Annotated in this window: 14 protein-coding genes; 8 read left to right on the top strand and 6 right to left on the bottom strand. The window is 44.9% G+C overall.

What is annotated here, in order from left to right:
* Positions 1-16: 16 nt before the first annotated feature.
* Entirely contained in the window at positions 17-1300 is a 1284-nt protein-coding gene (gene entS, locus R7H07_RS21150) for an enterobactin transporter EntS (protein ID WP_017634321.1), read from the bottom strand.
* A 128-nt stretch (positions 1301-1428) separates the two neighbouring features.
* Between entS and R7H07_RS21145 the strand changes: the two genes are divergently transcribed.
* The 3 genes from R7H07_RS21145 to R7H07_RS21135 are packed head-to-tail and all read left to right on the top strand — an operon-like array spanning position 1429 to position 4371.
* Complete coding sequence (locus R7H07_RS21145) at positions 1429-2508, top strand: iron chelate uptake ABC transporter family permease subunit (RefSeq protein WP_017634322.1); 1080 nt, start codon at positions 1429-1431, stop codon at positions 2506-2508.
* Entirely contained in the window at positions 2508-3548 is a 1041-nt protein-coding gene (gene fepG / locus R7H07_RS21140; RefSeq protein WP_054579173.1) for an iron-enterobactin ABC transporter permease, read from the top strand. The genes R7H07_RS21145 and fepG overlap by 1 nt, the downstream gene beginning before the upstream one ends.
* 25 nt (positions 3549-3573) lie before the next feature.
* Entirely contained in the window at positions 3574-4371 is a 798-nt protein-coding gene (locus R7H07_RS21135) for an ABC transporter ATP-binding protein (protein WP_025998594.1), read from the top strand.
* Positions 4372-4450: 79 nt separating this feature from the next.
* Here R7H07_RS21135 and R7H07_RS21130 read toward each other — a convergent pair whose 3' ends face one another.
* Genes R7H07_RS21130 through fes form a run of 3 tightly spaced genes read right to left on the bottom strand, consistent with a single transcriptional unit; the run spans position 4451 to position 14504 of the window.
* Positions 4451-12913, bottom strand: a complete 8463-nt coding sequence (locus R7H07_RS21130) for an amino acid adenylation domain-containing protein (RefSeq protein ID WP_017634325.1) — start codon at positions 12911-12913, stop codon at positions 4451-4453.
* A gap of 53 nt (positions 12914-12966) precedes the next feature.
* Positions 12967-13161, bottom strand: a complete 195-nt coding sequence (locus R7H07_RS21125; protein ID WP_017634326.1) for an MbtH family protein — start codon at positions 13159-13161, stop codon at positions 12967-12969.
* A gap of 23 nt (positions 13162-13184) precedes the next feature.
* Positions 13185-14504 carry an enterochelin esterase gene (fes, locus tag R7H07_RS21120; protein WP_017634327.1) on the bottom strand — a complete coding sequence of 440 codons (1320 nt, stop codon included), beginning with the start codon at positions 14502-14504 and terminating at the stop codon, positions 13185-13187.
* 186 nt (positions 14505-14690) lie between these two features.
* Here fes and R7H07_RS21115 point away from each other — a divergent pair, with 186 nt between their 5' ends.
* Both R7H07_RS21115 and R7H07_RS21110 read left to right on the top strand, forming a co-directional pair.
* Positions 14691-16784, top strand: a complete 2094-nt coding sequence (locus R7H07_RS21115; RefSeq protein WP_017634328.1) for a TonB-dependent receptor — start codon at positions 14691-14693, stop codon at positions 16782-16784.
* Between the two features lie 260 nt (positions 16785-17044).
* On the top strand, positions 17045-17749 hold the full coding sequence (locus R7H07_RS21110; protein WP_017634329.1) for a nickel/cobalt transporter: 705 nt from the start codon (positions 17045-17047) through the stop codon (positions 17747-17749).
* A gap of 80 nt (positions 17750-17829) precedes the next feature.
* Here R7H07_RS21110 and R7H07_RS21105 read toward each other — a convergent pair whose 3' ends face one another.
* Both R7H07_RS21105 and R7H07_RS21100 read right to left on the bottom strand, forming a co-directional pair.
* On the bottom strand, positions 17830-18153 hold the full coding sequence (locus R7H07_RS21105) for a cupin domain-containing protein (RefSeq protein WP_017634330.1): 324 nt from the start codon (positions 18151-18153) through the stop codon (positions 17830-17832).
* Between the two features lie 3 nt (positions 18154-18156).
* Positions 18157-18963, bottom strand: a complete 807-nt coding sequence (locus R7H07_RS21100) for a class I SAM-dependent methyltransferase (protein WP_017634331.1) — start codon at positions 18961-18963, stop codon at positions 18157-18159.
* A 212-nt stretch (positions 18964-19175) separates the two neighbouring features.
* Here R7H07_RS21100 and R7H07_RS21095 point away from each other — a divergent pair, with 212 nt between their 5' ends.
* From R7H07_RS21095 to R7H07_RS21085, 3 genes are all read left to right on the top strand, one after another.
* Positions 19176-19862 carry a Crp/Fnr family transcriptional regulator gene (locus R7H07_RS21095; protein ID WP_017821434.1) on the top strand — a complete coding sequence of 229 codons (687 nt, stop codon included), beginning with the start codon at positions 19176-19178 and terminating at the stop codon, positions 19860-19862.
* A gap of 37 nt (positions 19863-19899) precedes the next feature.
* The gene (locus R7H07_RS21090) at positions 19900-21342 is read left to right on the top strand and encodes a tetratricopeptide repeat protein (protein ID WP_017634333.1); all 1443 of its coding nucleotides are present in this window, start codon (positions 19900-19902) and stop codon (positions 21340-21342) included.
* Positions 21343-22082: 740 nt separating this feature from the next.
* On the top strand, positions 22083-22448 hold the full coding sequence (locus R7H07_RS21085) for a hypothetical protein (RefSeq protein WP_025998596.1): 366 nt from the start codon (positions 22083-22085) through the stop codon (positions 22446-22448).
* Positions 22449-23211 lie beyond the last annotated feature (763 nt).

Genomic DNA, 23211 nt, shown 5'->3' with positions numbered 1-23211 from the left:
TATAGGGCGGTTTATTCTAACTTGTCGCTGTGGCTTCTTTTGCTGAACCGGTTGGCTCTGGTGGCGGAGCCAAAGCAGGATCAAATAGCTTTGCTCGGCGCAGCGGTCGGAACAGAATAACCATTAACATCCCTACCCCTGTCGCCCCCAATCCAAATGAAAATATCGACATTGCTGGCGCCATAACCTTACCTAAAGCACCTAATCCAATAGCACCCATTGAGTCTCCAGTTACGTCTTGCGCTGTCCATAAACTGCTTACACGGCCTAATAAATGATCCGGTGTATGTCCTTGGACAATAGAATATTGAATAAGCGAAGCCACAGAACCTAAGTATCCGTATATCACCAATATACCAAGGAATAACCAGTAGTTTCCTGCCAATCCCATGGCCACAATGGCTAAAAATGTTCCCATGGTTGCGTAGATCATAACCATTCCCGGCCGTTGAGATTGCTTTACCCAGCCTGATGTTAATGCACCGACCATTGCACCTAATGGGATCGCTGAGTACATCAAACCAGCATTCGCGGCATTCCCGGTAAATGTTTCAAGAGCCAACGCAGGAAACATAACTCTAACCGCTGTTGCGAGTGTTTCTAAGGTACCAAAAACAACCACACACCCCACAACCTTGTTCGAAAAGAGAAACTTTACGCCTTCATACAATGACAACAACGGATTTTCTGGTGCGTCATGACTCGGTTTCATGGAAGGAAGTCTGAACAACGGGAATAAGGTGCACAAGGTACCAATTGAAGCAGCAAGGTAGTTCCAACTGACATCACCAAACGAGATGAGCAACCCACCAATCGCTGGTGACAAAACCATTCCCATGCGAACGGTAAGCATGCTCAGTGCCGCCGCTGAGGGCAAATTCTCTCGCCCAACAATAACGGGCAACGAAGCCATCAAGGCCGTCATTCCCATCGCGCCAAAAAAACCATCCCACACAGAAAGTACATAAAGTGCAACCAAGGAAGATTCCGCCAATAGGCTGTTTAAGGCTAACGCCCCAAATCCTATGCCACACGTTGTTCTGGCGAATAGAATCAGTTTGCGTCGGTCGTATTTATCTGCCAAAACGCCCCCGATGAGCAACCCGACAAACATGCCGATGCCATCTAATGCCATGATCATTCCGACTTGAAGGGTCGAGCCAGTCATTTGATGTATCTGCATTGGTACAGCGACGGTCATCATGCCAAGAGCAAGAATCGACATCATCCTTGCAATAAATACCATTCTAAAATTCGGGTTTTCTTTAAGTAAGCTGAAATCCAGCATAATTTTGGGCATTTTCATTATTTCTTACGTCAAATATTGTGAGTCGTGAAATCAACACGTTGAAAGAGGATGCTTATTGCTTGAACATTCTACGCATCAAGTTACAATAATGGCAATGATAATTATTTACAATTGTATTTATGAGTGTTCATAAGTTGCCTTCAATCTCTTCTCTCTTACCAAGTAAAACGGCACTCCCCCAAACGCCAGACTCCCGTAAAAAACGTACTTATCGCCACTCTTTAACGTTATTTTCTTTATGTGTTCTACTGCTGTTCACATGCATCTTAAGTTTGGTGATCGGTGCCAAAAGTATATCGCCAAGCATTGTGTTTGAGAGCTTGCGAGGCACAGTAACATCAACAGCAAGCCAAATAATCCTCGAAGCAAGAGTCCCACGAACCCTCGTTGGGTTGCTGGTCGGAGCGGCGTTAGCTGTGGCAGGAGCCTTAATACAATCTTTGACACGAAATCCCCTTGCAGATCCCGGCATCCTCGGTGTGAATGCTGGTAGCAGCTTTTTCGTGCTTATTGGTGTCGCAATTTTCGGTAACCATTTGATGAGTGAACACCTGTGGTTCGCTTTTCTCGGTGCTCTCACTACGAGTTTGTTTGTCTATTTCATAGGAACATATAAAGAAGCCCGAGTGAATCCATTAAAAATTACGCTTGCCGGTGTGGCTCTAGGTGCACTTCTTGCGGGGGTGTCGTCATCAGTGACGCTTTTAAACCCACAAGCCTTTGACGAAATGCGTTTCTGGGACGCTGGCTCATTAGATATCAGAAACCTCTCTTTGACTTTTGCGGCCATCGCTCCCATTACATTTGCATTGATCGTCGCGTTATTGATTGCACCAGGGTTGGATAACTTAGCCCTTGGTGAAGATGTTGCGCAAGGACTGGGGACGAATGTCAAACAGACGCAAGCTTTAGCCCTGCTAGTGATCGCTATTTTATGTGGCAGTGCCACAGCGCTTGCTGGTCCAATTGGCTTTGTTGGCTTGATGATCCCACACGTAGCTCGAAAGCTGGCTTCTTCAAGCCAACGCTGGTTGACGCTTTATGCAATGGTTCTTGGTCCTCTCCTTTTGATTAGCGCCGATATCATTGGCCGTGTTATTGCTGTCAATGAAGTCCGAGTCTCTATTGTGACAGCATTTGTCGGGGCTCCAGTCCTAATCTACCTCGCTCGTAAACTGAACTCCTTTGGTAAACTCTAATGCAACCATCAGGTACTTACCTACTTGGCCGCAAAAGTGGTCGTTTCAATTTTCTATTATCCAAACGAACTGTCGCTTGGTGCATCTTGCTTACGATAGCCACAACAATCATTGCCACCTTCGCTTTGTCTCAAGGAGAGCTAAGAACAAGCCTGACCGATCTTGTTGAGGTCGCATTCGGCACCGCTGAACAATTCACTTCAATTGTGATTCTTGAATGGCGACTACCGAGGTTATTTGCATCGCTTGTTTTTGGCGCAGCGCTCGGAGTCAGTGGTGCACTTTTTCAATCACTCATCCGTAATCCATTAGGAAGCCCTGACATTATTGGCTTTAACACTGGTGCATACACAGGTGCACTAGTCGTCATCATTGTATTTGGGGGAAGCTATTTTGAGGTTGCATTTGGTGCAATCGCAGGCGGCTTAATTGCCGCAACGGCTGTATACCTGCTGGCATACAAACAAGGAATCCAAGGATTTAGATTAATCATCATTGGTATTGGCATCAGCGCCATGTTAAGCGCTTTTAATAGCTGGCTGATGCTCACAAGCAAGTTGGAGACAGCAATGACAGCCGCCATATGGGGTGCTGGAACATTGAATGGACTGGGATGGAGTAAAATTTTGCCATCGTTTGTTTTTATTGCTGTCGCTTTTGTCATATCTGCAACACTTGTCAGAAAGTTGAACATTTTAGAAATGGGTGATGACAATGCCGCAATGCTTGGCGTAAGTGGTGAACGCACTCGGCGGTTAGCGATGCTATCTGGCGTCATTTTGACAGCAGCAGTCACTGCCGCTACGGGCCCGATTTCATTCATCGCTTTAGTCGCCCCACAACTTGCTAGAAAGCTAACCAAAGATGGCTCGGTGGGACTGATGGCCTCTGCATTGATGGGAGCGATGTTACTCACTCTGTCCGATTTCACTGCCGTTAATTTATTTGCACCAAACCAATTACCCGTCGGCGTAATAACCATAAGTATTGGAGGTATCTACTTGCTGTATTTACTTATTCGCCAATCAGAGAGATCATAATTTGACTAACGCAACACAACATAAAATAAACTCGCGCTATCGATTGCAGGCGGAACAAGTCACACTCGCCTACCAAGATAACGTCATATCTCAATCTTTGTCAGTTGGCATCCCAGACAATAAATTCACTGTCATCTTAGGACCAAACGGCTGCGGTAAATCAACATTACTACGCGGATTAAGCAATCTGCTCATGCCCAAATCTGGATCTGTTTTGTTAGACGGCAAAAATCTCTGCCACTTTCCTCGTCAAGAACTGGCAAAGCAGCTGGGACTACTGCCCCAATCTGCAATTGCGCCATCTGGCTTAACTGTTCACGATCTCATATGTCGAGGGCGCTTCCCTCATCAATCATTTTTGAAACGCTGGACACAAGCTGACGAACAGGCCGTACAACAGGCAATAGAGGCAACTCAGGTTGAGCCATTACTAGGCCAAAACGTTGAAGCATTATCCGGAGGACAGCGACAACGTGTTTGGGTTGCTATGGTTCTGGCGCAAAAAACACCTTATTTGTTGTTAGATGAACCGACAACTTATTTAGACATTGCACATCAAATCGAATTATTGGATCTATTCAGGAAACTGAATCGGCAAAACAGTTCAACCATCGTTGCGGTGCTGCACGATCTCAATCATGCATGTCGTTATGCTGATCACATAATCGTGATGAATTCAGGACAAGTCATTGCAGAAGGGACACCCAATACGGTGATCACAGAAACACTGATCCAACACGTATATGGGTTACGTTGTTTAGTAATGCCCGACCCTCTCACCAAGACGCCAATGATCATTCCTCGAGATTCTAGAGTCGATTAGCGTTTCTGACGATATCATGCGTTTCACATAAAGAATTAACACCAATAAAAAACCGGCGATTTCGCCGGTTTTATTTTTGTTATTTCAAGCTTGGGAGCCCACTAAGCAACATATTTAGCTGCTCCCCAACATCACCAACGTTTTCAGGCGCGATAATATCTTCGTGTGAACACTCAAAATAATGCTTGTGCAAGCTGGTGATAAATGGCTTCCAATGCGCATCAATGTCATACCCCTCCGGTAAGGTACGTTGAGCCACAAATAAGTTCACTTCACCATCATAAAGTGATGATTTTGCACTAGATAATAGCCGGACAGCATCTTCATAGTTCGAGGTAATATCTTTAAACATCGCCATACGTTGCTTGTCCAACTCATCATCTGTGATGTCATTTGCTGCTAAGAACAAATCCTTTTCTCTTTCGATCTCGTCTTGCGCCTCTTCATTCATTGGCCCTTCCCAATCTTGACCTTCAGGTGGATAAGTATCTAGCAAGCCTAGGAATGCAACTTCTTCACCTTGACGTTGCAGTTTAGATGCCAATGCTTGAGCTACTGTTCCACCAAAGGAATAGCCTAGTAAATGGTATGGTCCTTCAGGCTGTAATTGCTTCAATGCTTTCATATGAATATCACAAGCATCTTCCATATCTCGCCCCGCAGAGATGGCACCATTTGGACGTGGTGATTGCAGGCCAAACACTGGATAATGACCATCCAGATATTTAGGTAAACCTGTATATTGCCACGCGAAACCAGAGGCGGAATTGATGCAGAAGAGCGCAGGACCAGATCCCGCTCTTATTGGCAGAACTTCACCAAAGCCAGCAAGAGTTGGATCGTTTAGCGCTTCATCATCTAACAATAATGCCGTCAGTTTCTCTGGTGTTGGATTCACCATAATTTGACCAATGGTCATAGGAACATTAAGAATTCGGCGAATATCTGCTGCCAGCTTCATTGCCATTAATGAGTGACCACCTAAGGCAAAGAAATCATCTTCTGCAGACAGAGTATCCAGCCCTAACACATCAGCAAATATGCTCACAAGTTGCGTTTCCATCCCTGGTCGTGCTGTTCGCCCAGACCCAGTGACAACGTCACTCGGGAGAGGCAATGCTTTGCGATCAAGTTTGCCGTTGGCACTTAACGGGTATTCTTCCATCAGGATAATGGCAACAGGAACCATGTGCGCTGGCAAATGCTCTGCCAGTTTGTTGCGCAGAGTTTCGCTCTCCGTTTCGACACCATCATTGAGGATCACATAACCCACAAGCTGGCGATCATCCGCACCCGCCATAGCCTTTTCATTACTCAAGGATTTTGCACAGACAAGGGCCTGCTTAACACCTGCAAGCGATTGAAGCGCAGTTTCGATTTCTCCCAGTTCAATCCGTTGACCACGAATTTTTAATTGATCATCACTTCGACCAAGGTATTCGATTTTTCCAGAGGGCAGCCAACGAACAACATCCCCAGTACGGTACATACGATCTCCACTCGAGAACGGATTCGCAATAAACCTGTCTGCCGTTAGTCCACTGCGGTTCAAGTAACCGATAGCCAATTGATCACCAGCTAAATACAACTCACCGGGAACACCCACTGGCGTTTCTCTCAGGAAGCTATCTAGCACATACACCTGCGTATTCCACACGGGTAGACCGATCGGCACACTCGTCCCTAAGCTTTCAGCTAAAGCAGAACCAAAAGCCGGACAATACGTCACATCAACCGCCGCCTCAGTTGGACCATATAAGTTGTGTAATGGCGCCTCTATCCAGCGTGCATATTGATTAGACAGTTCTTTCGATAATGCCTCACCAGAACAGAAAACACGCTGCAAACTTCGAGCGACACGCTCACCTTGTTCATGACTGTTTTCTATCGATGCCATAAACGCAGCAAGCATAGACGGTACAAAGTGCATGGTTGTCACTTTGTAGTCATTGATGATCTGCATTAACCACTCCGGATCTTTATGCGATTCCGGTGGTGCCATGACCAAGCTCGCACCTTCAATCAGCGGCCAGAAGAACTCCCAGACGGAAACATCAAAACTGCATGGCGTTTTTTGCAAGACCACATCTTGCGCATTGAGTGTGTATTCATGCTGCATCCATTTCAGGCGGTTTACGATAGCCTGATGCGAAACTAACACGCCTTTCGGATTCCCTGTCGAGCCAGAGGTATAGATGATGTAGGCCCCATGATAAGGCGCAAGTCCATCCTTCTCTTCAGTCAGCGTGGAAGCCACTGGCTCAGGAAGGTCATCCAAAATCAACAACTCTCCGAATGCAGAAAAGCGCGCTTGGTGCTCAGATGTCGTGATGATCAGCTTAGGTTTCGCATCATTGACCATGTACGCCAACCTTTCGTCTGGATAACCCACATCAAGCGGTAAGTAAGCGGCCCCACATTCAATAATACTATTGAACGCAAGACTTAACTTCGTACTTCTTGGCAAAGCAACGGCAACAATATCGCCAACACTCACATTATGCTGCCAAAGTAACTCCGCTATCGCTTTTACCTGCCCTCTCATTTCGCGATAAGTGAAACTTCGTTCTTCATCAATCAAAGCAAATTTTTCGGGCGTTTTCTCAGCTTGTTGCACCATCAACGAACGCAAGGTTTGCTCTGGTAACGCAACTTTGGTCTGGTTGACACGCAGCTGTAACTCAACTTCATCAGCAAGACGTAAATCTAACTGGGTCAAGCTTGCCTCTGGTGACGCGATAATCGCATCTAACACTTGTTCAAGGCGCTGCATTATTTGCTCAGCGACACCCGCTGTATCGCGGTATTCAAACAGAATATGGATCTGCTCACCGGGTAACACTAAGATCGTTAATGGGTAATGAGTGTAGCCACGGTTATGAATATCGCACAGCTGCGCTCCAGCATAGTCTTTGTTAAACCAATCTGAATGATCTGGATAATTTTCAACCACCAGCAGCGTATCAAATAGCGTTTCGCCGCCAGCCAATTGCTGAATTTCCCCCAAACCAAGCTCATCATGCTCTAGTAGTTGAATCTGAATTTCTTGATGCGCTTTTAGCTGCTCAAGCAAACTTAGCTCTGGTTTGAGTTTCATCCTTACCGGAATGGTATTGCTGAACAAACCAATATGTTCATCAATCCCTTCCACATGACCAAAGCGACCAGATATCGGCGTACCAAAAACCACATCTTCTCTGCCCATCATGCTGCCAAGAATGCTCGACCAAACACCTTGCATTAATGAGTTCATGGTAAGGCCATAGTGGCGAAGTAGCTGATTGATCGCTCGAGTCTTGTCTTCTGGGATAAACAGTTCGAGCTCGTTGAGCTTATCTGTGACGGGGATATCTTCAAATGCAATGGCTGGGTTCACGCCCTGTAACACATCCACCCATCGTTGCTGAGCGGCTTTTTTATCTCTTCCCGTAAGCTGCTCAACAACACTGGCATAACTTGCACTAATCGGCGTTAAGACATCAGCACCACATGCATATGCCGCTAGGAAATCTCTCAACAAGATCGGCGTCGACCAACCATCAACCACCAAGTGATGAGCTGAGATGTACAAAGTACTTTGGTTATCACCATGATAAATCACACTCGCATTTAATAGTGATTGTTCAGGGTTGCTGAGATCAAACTGGCGCGTCAGTTCACTTTTCTCAAAACGAGTCAGATACGCTTGCTGCTCGCTTTCTTCCATCGAAGTAATGCTATGACTTTCGATTGGCCACTCACCGAGCACCTTGGGAATAAGCTGAACGGCTTTACCCAACATATCGCTATCAAACTTAGCTTTTAATTGAGGATGACGGCTTATCACCACATTAAGAGCACGCTTAACATGTTCAATATTGATCTCACCATTAAAGGTTAAGCGCGTTGTTGAATTGTAATTGCTGTTCTCATCACCCAGTTGCGACTGGAATAACAACCCTTCTTGTAAAGGCAAGGCAGGAAGCACATCTGAAAGCTCCCCATATCGCTTTTCAAGACTTGAAGCTTGTGGCAAGGAAATACCGGCAACCGTCAATTCTGCTGGCACTTTTAGCTCTTCAGCCAACCTTGTTCTCGAAGAAAGCCAATCAGCAATAGAATTCAGATTCTCTTCAATTTTGTCACTAATAACATCGATTTCATTTTGGCTAAACTGGAATTCGTTCCATGACCAGTTCAATGCAAATGCGGGCGCCGCTGCATTTTCATCGACAAAGATATTCAGTTCGAGATCGTGCTGTAGTGCTTGTTCACTGTCTAACAGAACAGCAAAGGTATCAGCAAATTTTCCAGCTCGACTTTGCGGCGACCATTTCTCTGACGATTGCTCAAATCGGCCCAAATAGTTAAAGAGTACCGACGACTTATAACGACTTGCTAATCCTTTTAACTCGTTACGATGCGGATTATCAAGATGGAGCAAGGCCATATACCCCAACCCTTTATCCTTGATACTCCGTTTGGCTTGTTTTACCTCACGCAGCAAGTCAACCGTTGTCCCTGATTCCGGCAACGCCACAACCAAAGGATACTCTGTGGTAAACCAACCCATGGTTTGGCTTAGGTTGATGGACGAGTCAAACTCTTCCCGCCCATGAGATTCAAGATTGAATTTAATCGCCTCGTTGCCAAACACATTAGCAATGGCTGCACTTACGGATGAAAGTAAGATTTCTTCAATATCAATCGACTCTGACAGTTGACCGAACTCAAGCACACGCTCTGTGGTAGCGGCTGCCAGTTTATTTCGGCAATGCTTAACTCGGCAATCCTCTTGCGCAGGTTTGAACGGTATGACAGGACGACTTTCTCGTACTCGCCAATCCGCCATTTGCTGAGCAGCAACATCCAAATAATTGTGCAGCGCATGAGACCAGGTATTAATACCCGTGACTTCATTTGGAATAACGATGTCATGACCGGAAACTTCCGCGCGAGTTAGTGATTTAAGCTGAGGCAACAACACACGCCAAGAGACACCATCAATCAACAGGTGATGGGCTAAGATCATCAGACCACATTGTCCTTTACTATCACTTAGCATCACTAACCGTAGTAGCTGACCATTAGCCAAGCTCATTGTCTTACCATACTGATCAAATATGGCATCAATATCGGTATGTTGTAGCTCGTCGACTGTTAGATGTTCCACCCACGATGCGACATCAAGTTGATCTATCGATTCGATATAATATTGCGATTCTTTCTTTATCAAGCGACACACCGAATTCATCGATACCAGTTTCGCCAGCGCTCGTTGTAGCGCACTCAACGTGACATCAACTTCGATTTCGACAAAGACGCTCTGAACATAGCTGGTGTCCTCCGAGAAGGTATCTTCAAACCATTGCCACATTGGCAACGGCTTTATTTGCCCTTCTTGCGCCACATGCTCTTGCTGGTTAAGTGGCTTCATCACTTTCGCCATATCACCGACTCTACGGGCGGCAAAGATTTCTTTAGGGCGGAGTTCGAAACCAACTTTACGCAAAATGGTGCCAAGCCCCATTGCGGAGATACTATCCCCACCGAGGTTAAAGAAATCATCTGAAATACCAACATCAGCAACACCAAGCAATTCTGCAATGGCACTACATAGAGCAACTTCTTCTGCTGTAACCGGAGCGATCACTTCTTCGCGATTGGTAAGATCAATGTTTGGTAATGACTTTCTGTCGATTTTCCCGTTGACGTTTAGCGTGAACGCGTCAAGGATCATCAAACCTGCCGGAACCATATATTCTGGTAATGCCTGACTCATTTCATCGAGTAACTGCTGCTCAGAGGTATGCCCCTTCGCATGACTGACTAACGTGCAATACGCAATTAAACGGTGTGAATCTCCAAAACGTTCTGCAATCACCACTGATGAATCCACATCTGAGATATTGTTGATTGCGCTTTCTACGTCACCAAGTTCGATACGGAAACCACGAATTTTGACCTGATCATCCGTTCGACCAATAAAGTCTAACTGCCCATTCTCGCGCCATTTTACTAAGTCACCCGTACGGTACATGATCTGACCGTGCTCAAATGGATTGGCAACAAATCGATCTGCTGTCATTCCCGGTTGATTCAAATAGCCTTTCGCCAGCCCTGCACCTGCAAGGTATAACTCACCGGCCACGCCGACAGGCACTTCTTGCAATGCATTGTTCAAAACATAGGCTTTAGCGTTGAGTATCGGACGGCCAATTACAGGAGTGATATCGGCATTTAGAGGAGCACTCACGGCATCTACGGTAAACTCTGTTGGGCCATAGAAGTTTTCTACCAACAGCTGAGGGTAATTCCCCACACGCTCCCACAGTTTTTCTGGTACCGCTTCACTACCGATAAGAACCAGAGTCGGCGTATAAACCTGCTCCATAAGCCCGCTATCAAGCATCTGATTAAACAGTGATGGGGGTAAATCCATTGCATCGATGTGGTCGTTTGCTACACATTCAACTAATTCATAGGCATCTTTGCGCTGTTCATCATCATAAAGATAAAGCGTGTGACCGCATAACATCCAAATAACTTGTTCCCAAGAAGCATCAAACGAGAATGAAGTCGTATGTGAGGCCCTGACCGTAATCTTTTCCGGCTCAGTCGAACGATTTGTCGCTAGGCTTGATATCGCTTTCGCAAAGATAGAGTTTTGATGAGAATGAAGTAAATTAAGTAACGCACCATGCGTGTTCATAACCCCTTTCGGCTTACCTGTTGAGCCTGAGGTAAATACGATATAGGCGACATCATGCTTGGAAATATCAATCTGTTCCGGGGTTGAAATCTGTTGAGTGGTTAGTTCAGCAAGTGTTGTGCAGTTTGCTAATCTCCCCCATGACAGGTTTTCTTTATCTTCAACAATAACTGTTTGAGGTTGAGCCTGTTCAAGGATCGTCTCTATACGCTCTTGGGGATAATCAAGATCTATTGGCAAGTAAGCCCCACCGCAGCGCATGATAGCCAGCATAGTAACCACGGTTTCAGGACTTCGAGGCAATGCCACGCCTACGACATGCTTTGGCTTTATACCCAAAGTATGCAACTGAGCAGCGCGCTGCTCAATGGCTTCACGCAGTGACTGAAAACTCCATTTTTGTTGCTTATAAACGAGCGCAGTTTCATCTGGTTGTTGTGCAGCATTGCGTTCAAAAACATCAAGAACAGATTTATCTTGATGCGGATCTCGCCAGCGATTGCCAACAGACCAATCAGCGATATTTTGCTGCTCACTTTGAGGAATAAGTGCAATCTCAGCAAGTGTAATGGATGGGTTTTGCGCGATTTGCTCCACCATGTTGGCAAATCGATCAGCATGAATCGCTAATGATTGCGTATTGTACTTTTGCGCATTGGCAGTGAGCTCAATTTCGAGCTTGCTGTTACTTAGTGCAGGAGAAAACTCAATATCATCGATCGGCCCTGCAGATAAGATATGCGTTTTCGATTTATTGCTACCAACATGCAGTTCATCTTCAAATGGCTTGAAGTTGAGCATTGGGCCGTACAAGGATTGCCCTACTTTGCCTAAATCACGCGAGATTTGCTCTGCATCATACATTTGGTAACGACGAGCTTGTCTGATGGCTTTATTCATCACCCGAGCGACATCAGTAATACTCATAGTTTTATCAACAGAAAATGCCAAAGGTAGTACATTCACAACCGCACCAGAGGCACTCATTGCCGAACTGCCCATTCGGCGCATAAACGGGAAGCCGACACAGACGTCGTCATTGCCACTGTGTAAATGTAAATACGCAAACACAAGAGCCATTGCGAGCTCTGAAGGCAGTACATTATTGCCTTGCGCATGTAGCCAATCGCCACCACGAAGACTAATGTGCTGCTTAACAACACCAAAACGTGCCTTATCGGTTCCACCTGTGGTTAAAGAAGGCGGAGCGGGCAACGACCTTCCGGCCTCCTTCCAAAAATATCGTGCTTTGTCGTATTGCTCTGATTCGATAAATTGACCATGTTCCGCGACTACCTTGGCCATTGGTGTAAAACCTTCAGGCTCGGACGTTCCGAGTGTCATGTGATTGTAGTGACGGGTGATATTTTGGCTAATTGCGTTAAAACTGAATCCATCAACATCAATATGGTGATAACGCTGGTACCAAAGCCACTTTGGTGCTTGCTTGGAGCCAATTTGAATTAGACAGTGACGGTAGCGTCTTACATTGCCTTGAATATCAATGGCTGTTTGCAGATCTTTTTCCATCCATTCCAATGCAGCATTTTTTGGCTGCTCTAAATGGGAAAAATCGAAAACCTCCAGAACATCTTCTAAAGCCGTTCCGGCTAGCAATTGCTGTTTGATTACGCCTTCGACTTCTACATAACGACAATGTAATGAATCTGCAGTGTTAAGCCCTTTGGCCACTGCCTGCCTAAAAACCGACGTATCAACTTGACCTTCAATTTCTACATAATGTGCGACGTTGAATTCTTCAGGGTTTGGCATCACTTGCTGAGCGAACCAAATTCCTTGTTGTGTGCCCAATAGAGGCCATAAATTATCTTGCACTTGTTGAGTGCGCATTGGTTTATTCCTTAGAAATTTAATTATTATCGTCGTGGCTATTTGTTTGTTTTTTACACACGAATGTCGTGCCAATTCGCTTCGATATAATCAATGCAGTCTTGCTTTAGTGACGGACCAAATGTGCTTTTCCAGCCAGGAGGGATCCCTTTGAACTCAGGCCATAAACTATATTGATTGTTGTGATTAATCAGCACAAAGAACTGGTTTTCAGGTTCGTCAAAAGGATTAATGTATTTCTCAGACATAGTTAACTCCAATCATAGAAAAATCAGGATTCAAAATTAAAAACATATGACAACCCATCAATGATGCCTCCGCGCCAACACAGGCGTTCATGTCCACCATCAAAGGTGCGAAACGATAACCGATGGTTTTGTTGCTTAAGTTGCTGGTATAGGTCTTGGCTCAAGTCCACCATGATGTCTTCCCCTAACCCAACTTCCATAAAAACACTTAGCTTTACGTTAGAACCAAGGCCAGAATGAACCAATTGACTCATTTGAGTTAAAGGTTCGCTTGTTTGAAGAGGAGAATATTCACTAGGTGGCTTCACTAACGAAAAATCAGGCCACCAGAATGAACCCGACTGACAAACAACCGCACCAAAACGGTCCGGATGGTTCAATCCGGCATACATCGCACTCAAACCACCAAGGCTTTGCCCAACAACAGCCGTACGATTAGCCTCATTAGTAATTGGGAAATAATGACCAACCAACGGCAGCAGTTCTTGAGTGATAGCCTGCCAAAACAAAGGGTTGCAACTGAATTCTTCACTACGCAGCGCTCCATTGACTTCATCAATGAAGACATACAAGGCAGGTGGAAGCTGACCGCTGCTCGTCGCATCGGTCAGCGCACTGAACAGAGGCATGGATTGAGACCAAAATTGACCATCTAAGACTAAAACCAATGGCAGTTCAGCCATTTGGTCAGCGCTGGCTGTCGAATACAACCAAACATAGCGCTCATTACCTAAACACTGGCTAGTCCAAGCCAGCTGCATGCCCGCTCCTGCCTGAACATTGCCATTTTTTGTATCGAACCTTGACCAAGCACTTTGCGATACTGCCTTTGGCATAGATAGCGGCGTTTTCGAACGTCCCCATTCGCAGGCTGACAAATTGTTTTTACTTAAATCATCGCGAACACTAAGAGGAAAAATGGTTCTCAACCACTCCCGATGCTTGGTGCGTTTCTCTTGGTATGTTCCGTGGTACGCTGGTTGGACGCGTTCATGTGTCACTGGAATAAACGTGTAGCTCCCACGCCACGTACTGTTTACCCTTGCCTTATAAAACCAAACATCCGTTCCTTTGACATGAGTAAGCCTTGCCATATCAAAGCTGTGATGATCAGTAATACCATTGATATCAATGTATATTTCCTTAACACTGTCATCCGTGTTTCGCCAAAGAAATAGCAGCTCAACGCTTGTATTATCTTGGGAAAGGATAAAAGGTGTTCCTTTTGTCTGCACCTCGTTCCACCAACATGGGGCTCCTACTTCTTCATTATCTTCAAGCAAACCACTTAAAACACTATTGATATTCTTATTTTCTATTATTCGAAAAGCCTTTATATCCATCACAAATCCAACTTGTACGTCGATACTTCATGCATATCTTCTAGTAATGAGATAGCACAAACTTATATCATCATTGTTGTAAATAATAATAATTATCATTAGTATTATTGCCGCAACACTTTTTTACATAAATGTTGTTACAACATCAAATGTTTTCTTCTTTTTTTATTAAGGAATACTCAGGTCATGAAGCCCATGGATTTAAACAGTGGCATCACCATCACTAATACTGGCAAGACTAAACTTGCCATGCTCATTGGTGTAATTTGCCTTGGAGCCAGCACCACTCTTTCAGCAGAGCAAGTGGACAACAGCAATACTAAGAAAGGCCAAGAAACCCTAACAACCCTAGAAACCATTGTGGTACTTGGTGAAAAACTCGGTGGTACACTTGCTGAGAACACAAGCTCAGTCACCGTTTTTACTGATGAAGCAGACAATGGCGAAGATCAAACATACTACGATCTACTCGATCGCGTCCCGAATGTACTGAATGCCCCTTCTGGTATTCCACATATTCGAGGTGTCGATGGTCGTGGGCCTGGTGAAGGCTTCCTTTCCTTCATGACAGGAGCGACACCAAGGGTGAATACAACCGTTGATGGCGTGTCAGAGTCATGGACTGGTGAAGCCTTTGGTAAAGCCGGATTGTGGGATACAGAACAAGTAGAGATTTATAAAGGCCCTCAATCAACCAACCAAGGCCGAAATAGTATTGGCGGCGCGGTGGTCATCAAAACCAAAGATCCAACGTTCCACTTTGAAAGTAAAGTTCGTGGTGGCTACGAAAACGAAGATGACAAATATCACTTAGCTGGTGTTGTTTCTGCCCCAATCGTGTCTGAAAAGCTCGCATTTCGATTAGCCGCCGAGGGCACAAAGGGTAATACACCAATTGATTACTCGCTGCCCGATAATGACCAATATCCATGGGACCCTTCTGAAGTTGAATCCTATAATGTGAGAGGTAAGCTGTTATTCAAACCGATGTCTAACGATAAGCTTACGCTAAAACTAACATTGGCTAGCCGTAATGAAGAAGGTCAATATACAAATCTGGTTTCTGAAAAAGGTAAGTTTGAATACATTGATGAAAACGGTACTCGACGTCAAACAACCGAAAGCTGGAATGCAAATTTTGACATAAATTACTTAATCAATGATGAATTAACCCTTGATGTATTGCTTGCGCGCCGAGACTATAATACGAAATTCAAAGCTTATCCTCGTACGGACTGGTGGGGTGATGTTGATGAAAAAAACTACACCGCAGAAGCGAAGCTATCTTATAACTCGTTAGATGACAAATACAATGCCATTGTCGGGGTAAGCAGTTTTTACAAAGATCAGGATACGCAAACAGACTCGATGAAGCGTAAAGATAAAGTTCTGACCAACTCAATTTACTTCGATTCAAAAGTCCAGCTCAATAACCGTTGGGGCTTGCTACTTGGCGCTCGTTACGAAAAAGATGAGCTGAAGCGTGATTTTGACCACGCAAGGTTCCCACTCGATTTCAATGCTGATGAAAGTAACGGTATTTTGCTACCAAAAGTCGGTGTAACTTTAAATGTATCAGACAATTCAATGCTTGGACTTACTGCTCGTAAAGGATACAACGCTGGCGGACTTGGATACAACGAGTACCAACAACAGGTCTTTGTGTTTGAGCAGGAAGAAGTCTGGACTTATGAGCTAAGTTCCCGTTCAACTTTCCTTGAAAATAGACTTGGTTTGACTGCAAATGTCTTCTACAACGACTATGAAAACTATCAAACGGTCGTGTATGGTGACAGTGGAAATCGTTTCGACAATTACATAGCAAACATCCCTAAAGGAAAAACATACGGTACTGAAGTTGAAACCAATTACTGGTTTGACTCAGGTCTGGACGTATTCGCATTTGTAGGCTTGTTAAAAACAGAAATCACCGAAGGACCAAGCGGTACTGTTGAAAACTTAAATGGGAATGAGTTCAGCTATGCACCTGAAGTGTCGGCTGGTCTTGGCTTCACCCAACAGCTAGATTCGGGCATTTTCTTTGGTGCTCGTGTTAATCACGTAACGGATTACTTTACAGATCTCGCCAACACCCGAAGTACGTCAGCAGGCGACTACACCATATTGAATCTCAATGCAGGTTATGCCATGAATGATCTCACCATTCGGGCCTACATTAAGAATGCAACAGATGAAGATTACGTTCTTCGCCATAAGAATGATCTTATCGAAATGGGCGGACCTCGTACATTCGGTCTTGTGGCTGATTACCAATTCTAACAACACAAAGTGCTCCGATGTTATTGTTATATAGTAACTTAAGGATGTATTGTCTATTAAGGCAGATAAATCTGCCTTTTTTCGTAACGTTTATTAAGTATATCGTGACTTGTGTGTACGGCATGTATAGAGAATAGTATTACTCCCTACCAAAGACAAAATAAAGAATCGCAATTAGTCAACTCAATGGATTCCAAAGGAATCCATTTTTTTCTTCACAAAGCTAAAATGATTAACTACGGTATATCAGTGAATACCTGATGCTCATCAGCCAAGGGCAACTGTTGTACTTGTTGGGCTTCAGCTTTCTGTATGGTTTACTGCATTCGGTTGCCCCTGGACACGGTAAAACGGCAGTGACGTCAATGAGCTTGATTCATGGCTACCGTCGCCGACAAGCACTTGTGTTAATGGCGATTATTGCCGCCCTACAAGCCGCGAGCGCGTGCATTCTTTTCGTGATTACTGCCAAGATTGCAGAGCAGTTTGCTTTCAGCCTTTCCGATAATGTTCGTCTGCTGACGCAAGGTTGTGCGGTGTTTATTGTTTTATTGGCGCTGAAAGAGTTTGCGTCGGTGGTCAAGCGCCGCATCAAGCAAACACGATCTCAAGAAGATGATGATTCCGCAGGTTCTAATGACAATATTTCATGGAAAGCACTGCTACTCATCGGCTTCCGCCCTTGTACTGGTGCGGTGTTGGTTCTGTTTCTCTCTAACATGCTAGGCAGCTTAATGTGGGGCATGGTCGCGACATTCGTGATGGCTTTAGGAACGGCAATGACCAACTCGATATTGGTGTTCAACGCTTTAACGATTCAACGCCAAATGAAAAATCACAGCGCCAAACCCAATGCCAACTTGAGCAATACGCTTAACCTCGTGTTAGCAGTCACCATGGTGGCATCGGGTTTTATTCTCTATAACTTTGCCAGCGTGGCAGGATTGCAGAACTTCGTCAGATAAGTACCGCCAGCAATAAACGCAAAAGCCCCAACACTTGGTTGGGGCTGAATTTACATTGATTTGTATTTCAATACTACGTGTTACTTAGGCTCGCGCAACAGGTACAGCATCAGCTTCAATGGCGTTTTCGCGATAATGCTGTGAGGCAAATGCGCGTCCATCAACAACCAAGCGCCAGCTTTTAGTTCCTTCGCCTCTTCTTCTAACGTGAACGTACATTCTCCTTCGAGTATTTGTGCAATCGCTGACACTGCTGCAGTATGTTCGCTCATTTCTTCACCTTCGGCGAAACCGAAGATAACGCCTCGCAAACGCTCACTTTTGTACATAGGACAACTCGTAATGCCCGCTTTGGGGATATCCACTTCGCTGGCGAGATCTTCATACAAGGTGTATTCAAACATGATTTAGTTTTCCTTCTTTCTTGCGACAAGCGTTATCGCAGATAGGTTCTTTTCGTGTTTGCGGAAAATCTTACGCATGCCTAACACACGCTTTCTCGCTTGCGGTTTAGTCAGTACGTTTTTCACGATTTTTAAGAACCCACTCAAGCCTTCATCGGCGATAACACGTTTTGGTTCGAGTAAATGCATTGGAGCAACGGCTTCAAATTCAACGACCAAGCCATTCTCTTCCATCAGAGCTTTCCACTCAGCGGGTGTGATGGGTTTGGCGGGGTGTTGAATGGTCTCGGAAACTTCTCTTTGAATCGCGCGCTTTTTATCTTCATCGATTGTATCTGGCGTAATGCACAACTCATGGATACCGTAACGCCCATGAGTCGCGAGGATTCGAGCAGCCTCGGCAATAATTTCGTTTTTACGCGCATCAGATTGCATCGTCAGCATGGCTTCGCCGTAAACCACAGAAGCGCATTCCGGCTCTAACCCTGTCTCTTGTGCATTCCTGACATGACAACGTTGGTTTGAACCCTGTAAGTAAGAGCGAACAATCTCGGCTGCCTGCTGATTTTGTTCGATAGCGGTGTAGCTTGCTGGGGATTTTTCCAAGCACAAACGTGCGGTGTAACCCATACCGGGCGCGAATTCGACAACGCGGTCATCACGGGTAATTGCCAACCCTTGCAACATTTTTTGTGTCAGCTCTTTGCCACCAGGACGCAGCACTTTCTTACCCAGTTGAGCGAGTACCCAGTGTCCCGGTGTTTTTGTCACTTCTCGCCCTTCATTAGGCATGGCTAATCGTTTAGACATAATGACTCCTAAGCAAAGATGGCGACGGGAACAAAAAGAACGACCAGACCGCACAAGGCAACCCATCGAAATACGTGGCTAATACCGTCCATAACTGTTCTCCTTTCTCAGGTTGGATAAGTTGGCACATTAATCAATAATGATTATTATTTGTATCTTATCCTCCAAGTCCGAATTTGCTGCTTGATAATTATCAAGCTAAGGAAAACAGCGTGCCCGGCTCTATTGTTTCGCTCCTTAACGAAGAAGAAAAAACACAACTCTTCTCAAAACGCTCGCCTTTGCATTGCGATGCAGGGCATCAACTGTTTGAACGTGGCGAACCTGCGGAAAAAATGTATTTGGTAGAGAGAGGAAAAGTTTCATTGTTTCGTTTGATGCCAAACGGCGACGAAAAGCTGTTTCGAGTATTCATGGCGGGAGAAATGATTGCGGAAATGGCGATGTTTATGTCCCCAAGGACCTATCCGATGAGTGCCCGCGTCGTTCAGGACACCGAGCTGTCTGTTTTCCACTACCAAGATGTGTTAGCGGTGTTTACTCAATCTCCACAAACTTCATTAAAAGTAATGAACTACATGACAAATCGCATCCACCAGCTGATGGATACCGTGAACATTTTGACGCAAGTAAACGCGAATCAAAGACTGGTGATGAAGCTGGCTGACTTCTATCGCGCTCAATCGAGAAGCGAAGGGAAAATTACGTTACCCGTGACGAAAAAGCTGCTTGCAACACAGCTAGGTATGACGCCAGAGACGCTTTCTAGAACGTTCAAAAAACTGAAAAACGATGGTTTTATTACTGAGTGCGAAAGTCATATCACGCTGCTAGACATTCCCGCCATGTGCGAAGCCGTTGAACTGACACCAGAAATATTCCGACGCTCGAAGCGCTGATGTCAACAAAACTGAATCAGTGAGAGGAGGCTTCAGATTGCTGCCACAACTCAATAAGCTCACCGAAAATCCCGGTGCGATGTTTTACTGCCCTGATCTCATCATCAAAGCCGCGAATTATGATCTAATCCAACAGCCCAATAATGTTGTTTTACTCGATACCATCGCCCAAGCTTATTCCGCAAATAGTAAGTTCGATGAATCAGCAAAAGTTCGAAGCAAATTCCTAATACTCGCTCGTAACGATTACGAACGCGCTAGTGCCCATTTTGACCGAGGCATGGCATTCACATTTGCAGGGAAACATGACGACGCTATTTCAGATTACACCCAAGCTATCCGAGTCATCCCATCGGCTGCGCTTTATGCCAACCGCGCCAGCAGTTACGCCAGTATAGGCAATTTAACTTCATCAATAACCGACTACACAACTGCTCTTTCAATGTCAGATACCGGAAGTGACAGCTATAATCGTCATCTCCTTTATCGTGCACAAGTTCTGACAAAAGCTGGACAATTTCCTGAAGCGATCACGGACTACCGGAGATTGATTGCGATAGCACCAAGTAATGTTGAAGCACGCAAGGCTCTCATTCTCGTGCTTGCAGATTCTGGAAAACTGGATGAGGCAAATATCAGTCTCATCGAATTTAAAGAAAAATCTCCAGAGGACTTCAAACAATTCAGGTCAAAACTGGTCAGAATTCCTACGTTAGCCGACCAATCGGGAATCTCTGCCTCCAACCGCCTCAAACCGCGTCTGGAGGCAAAAGGAGAGCGAGCATTGTTGCACCAAATCAAAGAACTTGTACGTGGTGGCAAGTGGATCATGTATGGTAAGAACCGTATAGAATATAAAGCCAGCCCTGCGACATTGCGTCCCGCCCTATCAGGTCATCTTCAGATCGTTAACGTGACTTGCGTCAGCGATGGCCCTCAAAGTGACCTCCATCCTGTTACGAAAGGAGAGCGCCTTATTAAAGGATGTCCGAAAGACCTGCGACAATGGAATGTTTCAAACCTAATGGTCGATCTTTTAAAAGCAGACCCATTCTCACTTGATATTATTGAACCGACTTCAACAATTTCTGTAGGTGAAGGAGCCATTCTTCAGTTTGGCTACACTAAGGATAAAGAGAAAATAGGATGGCGCGATTGTATTGACGATGGCATTTTTAGCTATCAGGCTTCAGGAGAGGAAACGCGACGAGGACTTATTCCACCAGGACTGTTCTGTAAGGGGCAAGCGAATTGCAGGCAAGTTAAAGCACTACTTTCCGATCTCATCAAACGGGTTCAGAGAGCTAACCCAGAGTCCGCTCCTTCCTATTGGGATACACTCGGGTATCAGATCAATCAGCGCTTGTGGATACCTGATCGATCTGGGAGCAATCAAAGAAGACGGAAGCGAGGACAAGATCACAATGGCAAACTTATTTGCTTCCCGTGGATATGGTTTAGGGCTTATAGAACGCTATAATGCCTCTCTTGCTGATTTGAATAAGGCGATTGCACTCGATCCGACTAAAGCCGTATACTTTGATGTTCGTGCTATCGCAGCTGACCATCTAGGGAAGTCGGAGCAGGCTTATAAGGATCGTGAAACAGCCTGCTCTCTAGAAAAAAAATACTGCAAATAGTGGAAAACTACTCAATTCTATCTTGGTTTGTCATTTGTCAAAATTCCCAATTCGCTACTATGGTGTAAGGTCATGAAGTCGGGGGGAAACAAACCAGTCTTTAGTGACTTCATCCGGCTCCTTTACTCCAACCATAGACGCGGTCGAAAATGCGTTCGACGAATCAGCTGTATTTTGATCACTTTTCTCAAGTGTTAGCCTAGGTTTTGTGGATCTTAAACAACACTAACCACCAGTTCAGTTCCCATTGCGTACTGATTGAACTGCGTCTTGCTCGGTTTGTTTATCGCTTTTATACCTTAGTTCTTCAAATATCATTACTCTTCTTTCTCCTGCTCTAACTTGCTGTGGTAGAGTTCAAACAGGATTTGGTTGTCTAAGAATTGCATCACTAGGAACTCAGCAGATTATGTATTGTGGGGCTGCGGGTGATTTGCAGGTTTATGCGCTTGCTCGCATTAGCACATTTCAAAGACGCGCAGTCTCGAATCCAAATCACTAGGCTCCTCGAAATCAGCTGAAGCAGATTGAACAAATAGGTACAAATACTCCTAGCTGAGGAGGCTGAAGGATTACATGAATGATCAACCAGCTTCTCTTAGCGCAGGGGGAGCGTAAGCAGTTACGCCCGTATATTATGACCCGAGCGATGGATTCATCCGGTGGGCGATTAACTGATCGCGATATTCATGCTTATATTGTTAAGGAAGGTTTGGTAAGCACTATTATCCGGATCCAATCTACTAATTGCTCAATCACATGGTTTTTCCTAGATAACTTCACGCCCCAAACAAACATCCCAATCAATCCCAGAGCCCCCAAGACGACTTTAAAAAAAATCGAAATTGAAGTCATCAAGATCCCAGAACACATGGAACTTGAAGTGGTAAATGTAGGTTCCCAGATGAAGCAAGTTTCGGTCAGCAAAATACCACTGCCCACCTAAAGTGGCTGAGCATGGAACAAGACCATTCCACAAGAATCACCTACAAAAATAACGTGATACAAATCACATTTAAAAGTTATTTTCCGGTGTAACCCCAAATGTCACCCCAACCTAGGGCAAAATTTATTTTATTCATATAAAACAAAAACTTGAACAAAAAACCAGAATCCCTCTTAAGCAATTTGTTAGTACATGCGCTACTTCTATTTATGCGCTCCAAGATATTGAAAACTAGCATGATATGAAAGGTTTTGAACACTGAAGTGAGACGGGCAGCTACAAAACTTAATTCCAATTGAAAGACGAAAGTTGGCTAGAAGAAAAACGCACTGAACTGCTCTACTTCCACTTGCTTCAAATTAGAAAAGGATTCGATCCTCGCACTTTGATGGCAACACCCAACGAACGACAAGATTAACTCAGGAAGTACAACGAAAACGAAGAAGCGCCAAAGAAATAGGCTAAGAGTTAGAGACCGTAAACGGTGAAATCAAAGCAAACACTCCGCATATAGTGCCACCGGAAAGAACGTGACAGGTAAAAACTGAAAGGTGTAAAGACGAGCGCGAAAACAGATAAACACCAAAACTTATGACCTTTGACGTCAAACCCGTACTAACGCCCAATTAAGGTGTGAGGCACACAATACGATGCTCCCGCATACCACCTTAATCACTAAAACCAATGCATAGTAAAAATGCCACGCGTGCCGAATCACTCTTAAATTGTTTGTTAGTTGCCCATCTCAAAGCCTAGTGCTAAC

The sequence above is a fragment of the Vibrio sp. Vb1127 genome (genome assembly GCF_033338735.1).
GTDB classification, from domain to species: domain Bacteria; phylum Pseudomonadota; class Gammaproteobacteria; order Enterobacterales; family Vibrionaceae; genus Vibrio; species Vibrio alginolyticus.
Note: the sequence above shows the minus strand (reverse complement) of the source record. Positions and strands in the feature narration are given on the sequence as shown.

Excerpts from the sequence above, each read along its gene's own strand:
- entS (WP_017634321.1), bottom strand. The coding sequence starts at position 1,300 with ATGCCCAAAATTATGCTGGATTTCAGCTTACTTAAAGAAAACCCGAAT.
- R7H07_RS21145 (WP_017634322.1), top strand. The coding sequence starts at position 1,429 with ATGAGTGTTCATAAGTTGCCTTCAATCTCTTCTCTCTTACCAAGTAAA.
- fepG (WP_054579173.1), top strand. The coding sequence starts at position 2,508 with ATGCAACCATCAGGTACTTACCTACTTGGCCGCAAAAGTGGTCGTTTC.
- R7H07_RS21130 (WP_017634325.1), bottom strand. The coding sequence starts at position 12,913 with ATGCGCACTCAACAAGTGCAAGATAATTTATGGCCTCTATTGGGCACA.
- R7H07_RS21125 (WP_017634326.1), bottom strand. The coding sequence starts at position 13,161 with ATGTCTGAGAAATACATTAATCCTTTTGACGAACCTGAAAACCAGTTC.
- fes (WP_017634327.1), bottom strand. The coding sequence starts at position 14,504 with ATGGATATAAAGGCTTTTCGAATAATAGAAAATAAGAATATCAATAGT.
- R7H07_RS21115 (WP_017634328.1), top strand. The coding sequence starts at position 14,691 with ATGAAGCCCATGGATTTAAACAGTGGCATCACCATCACTAATACTGGC.
- R7H07_RS21110 (WP_017634329.1), top strand. The coding sequence starts at position 17,045 with ATGCTCATCAGCCAAGGGCAACTGTTGTACTTGTTGGGCTTCAGCTTT.
- R7H07_RS21105 (WP_017634330.1), bottom strand. The coding sequence starts at position 18,153 with ATGTTTGAATACACCTTGTATGAAGATCTCGCCAGCGAAGTGGATATC.
- R7H07_RS21100 (WP_017634331.1), bottom strand. The coding sequence starts at position 18,963 with ATGTCTAAACGATTAGCCATGCCTAATGAAGGGCGAGAAGTGACAAAA.
- R7H07_RS21085 (WP_025998596.1), top strand. The coding sequence starts at position 22,083 with ATGATCAACCAGCTTCTCTTAGCGCAGGGGGAGCGTAAGCAGTTACGC.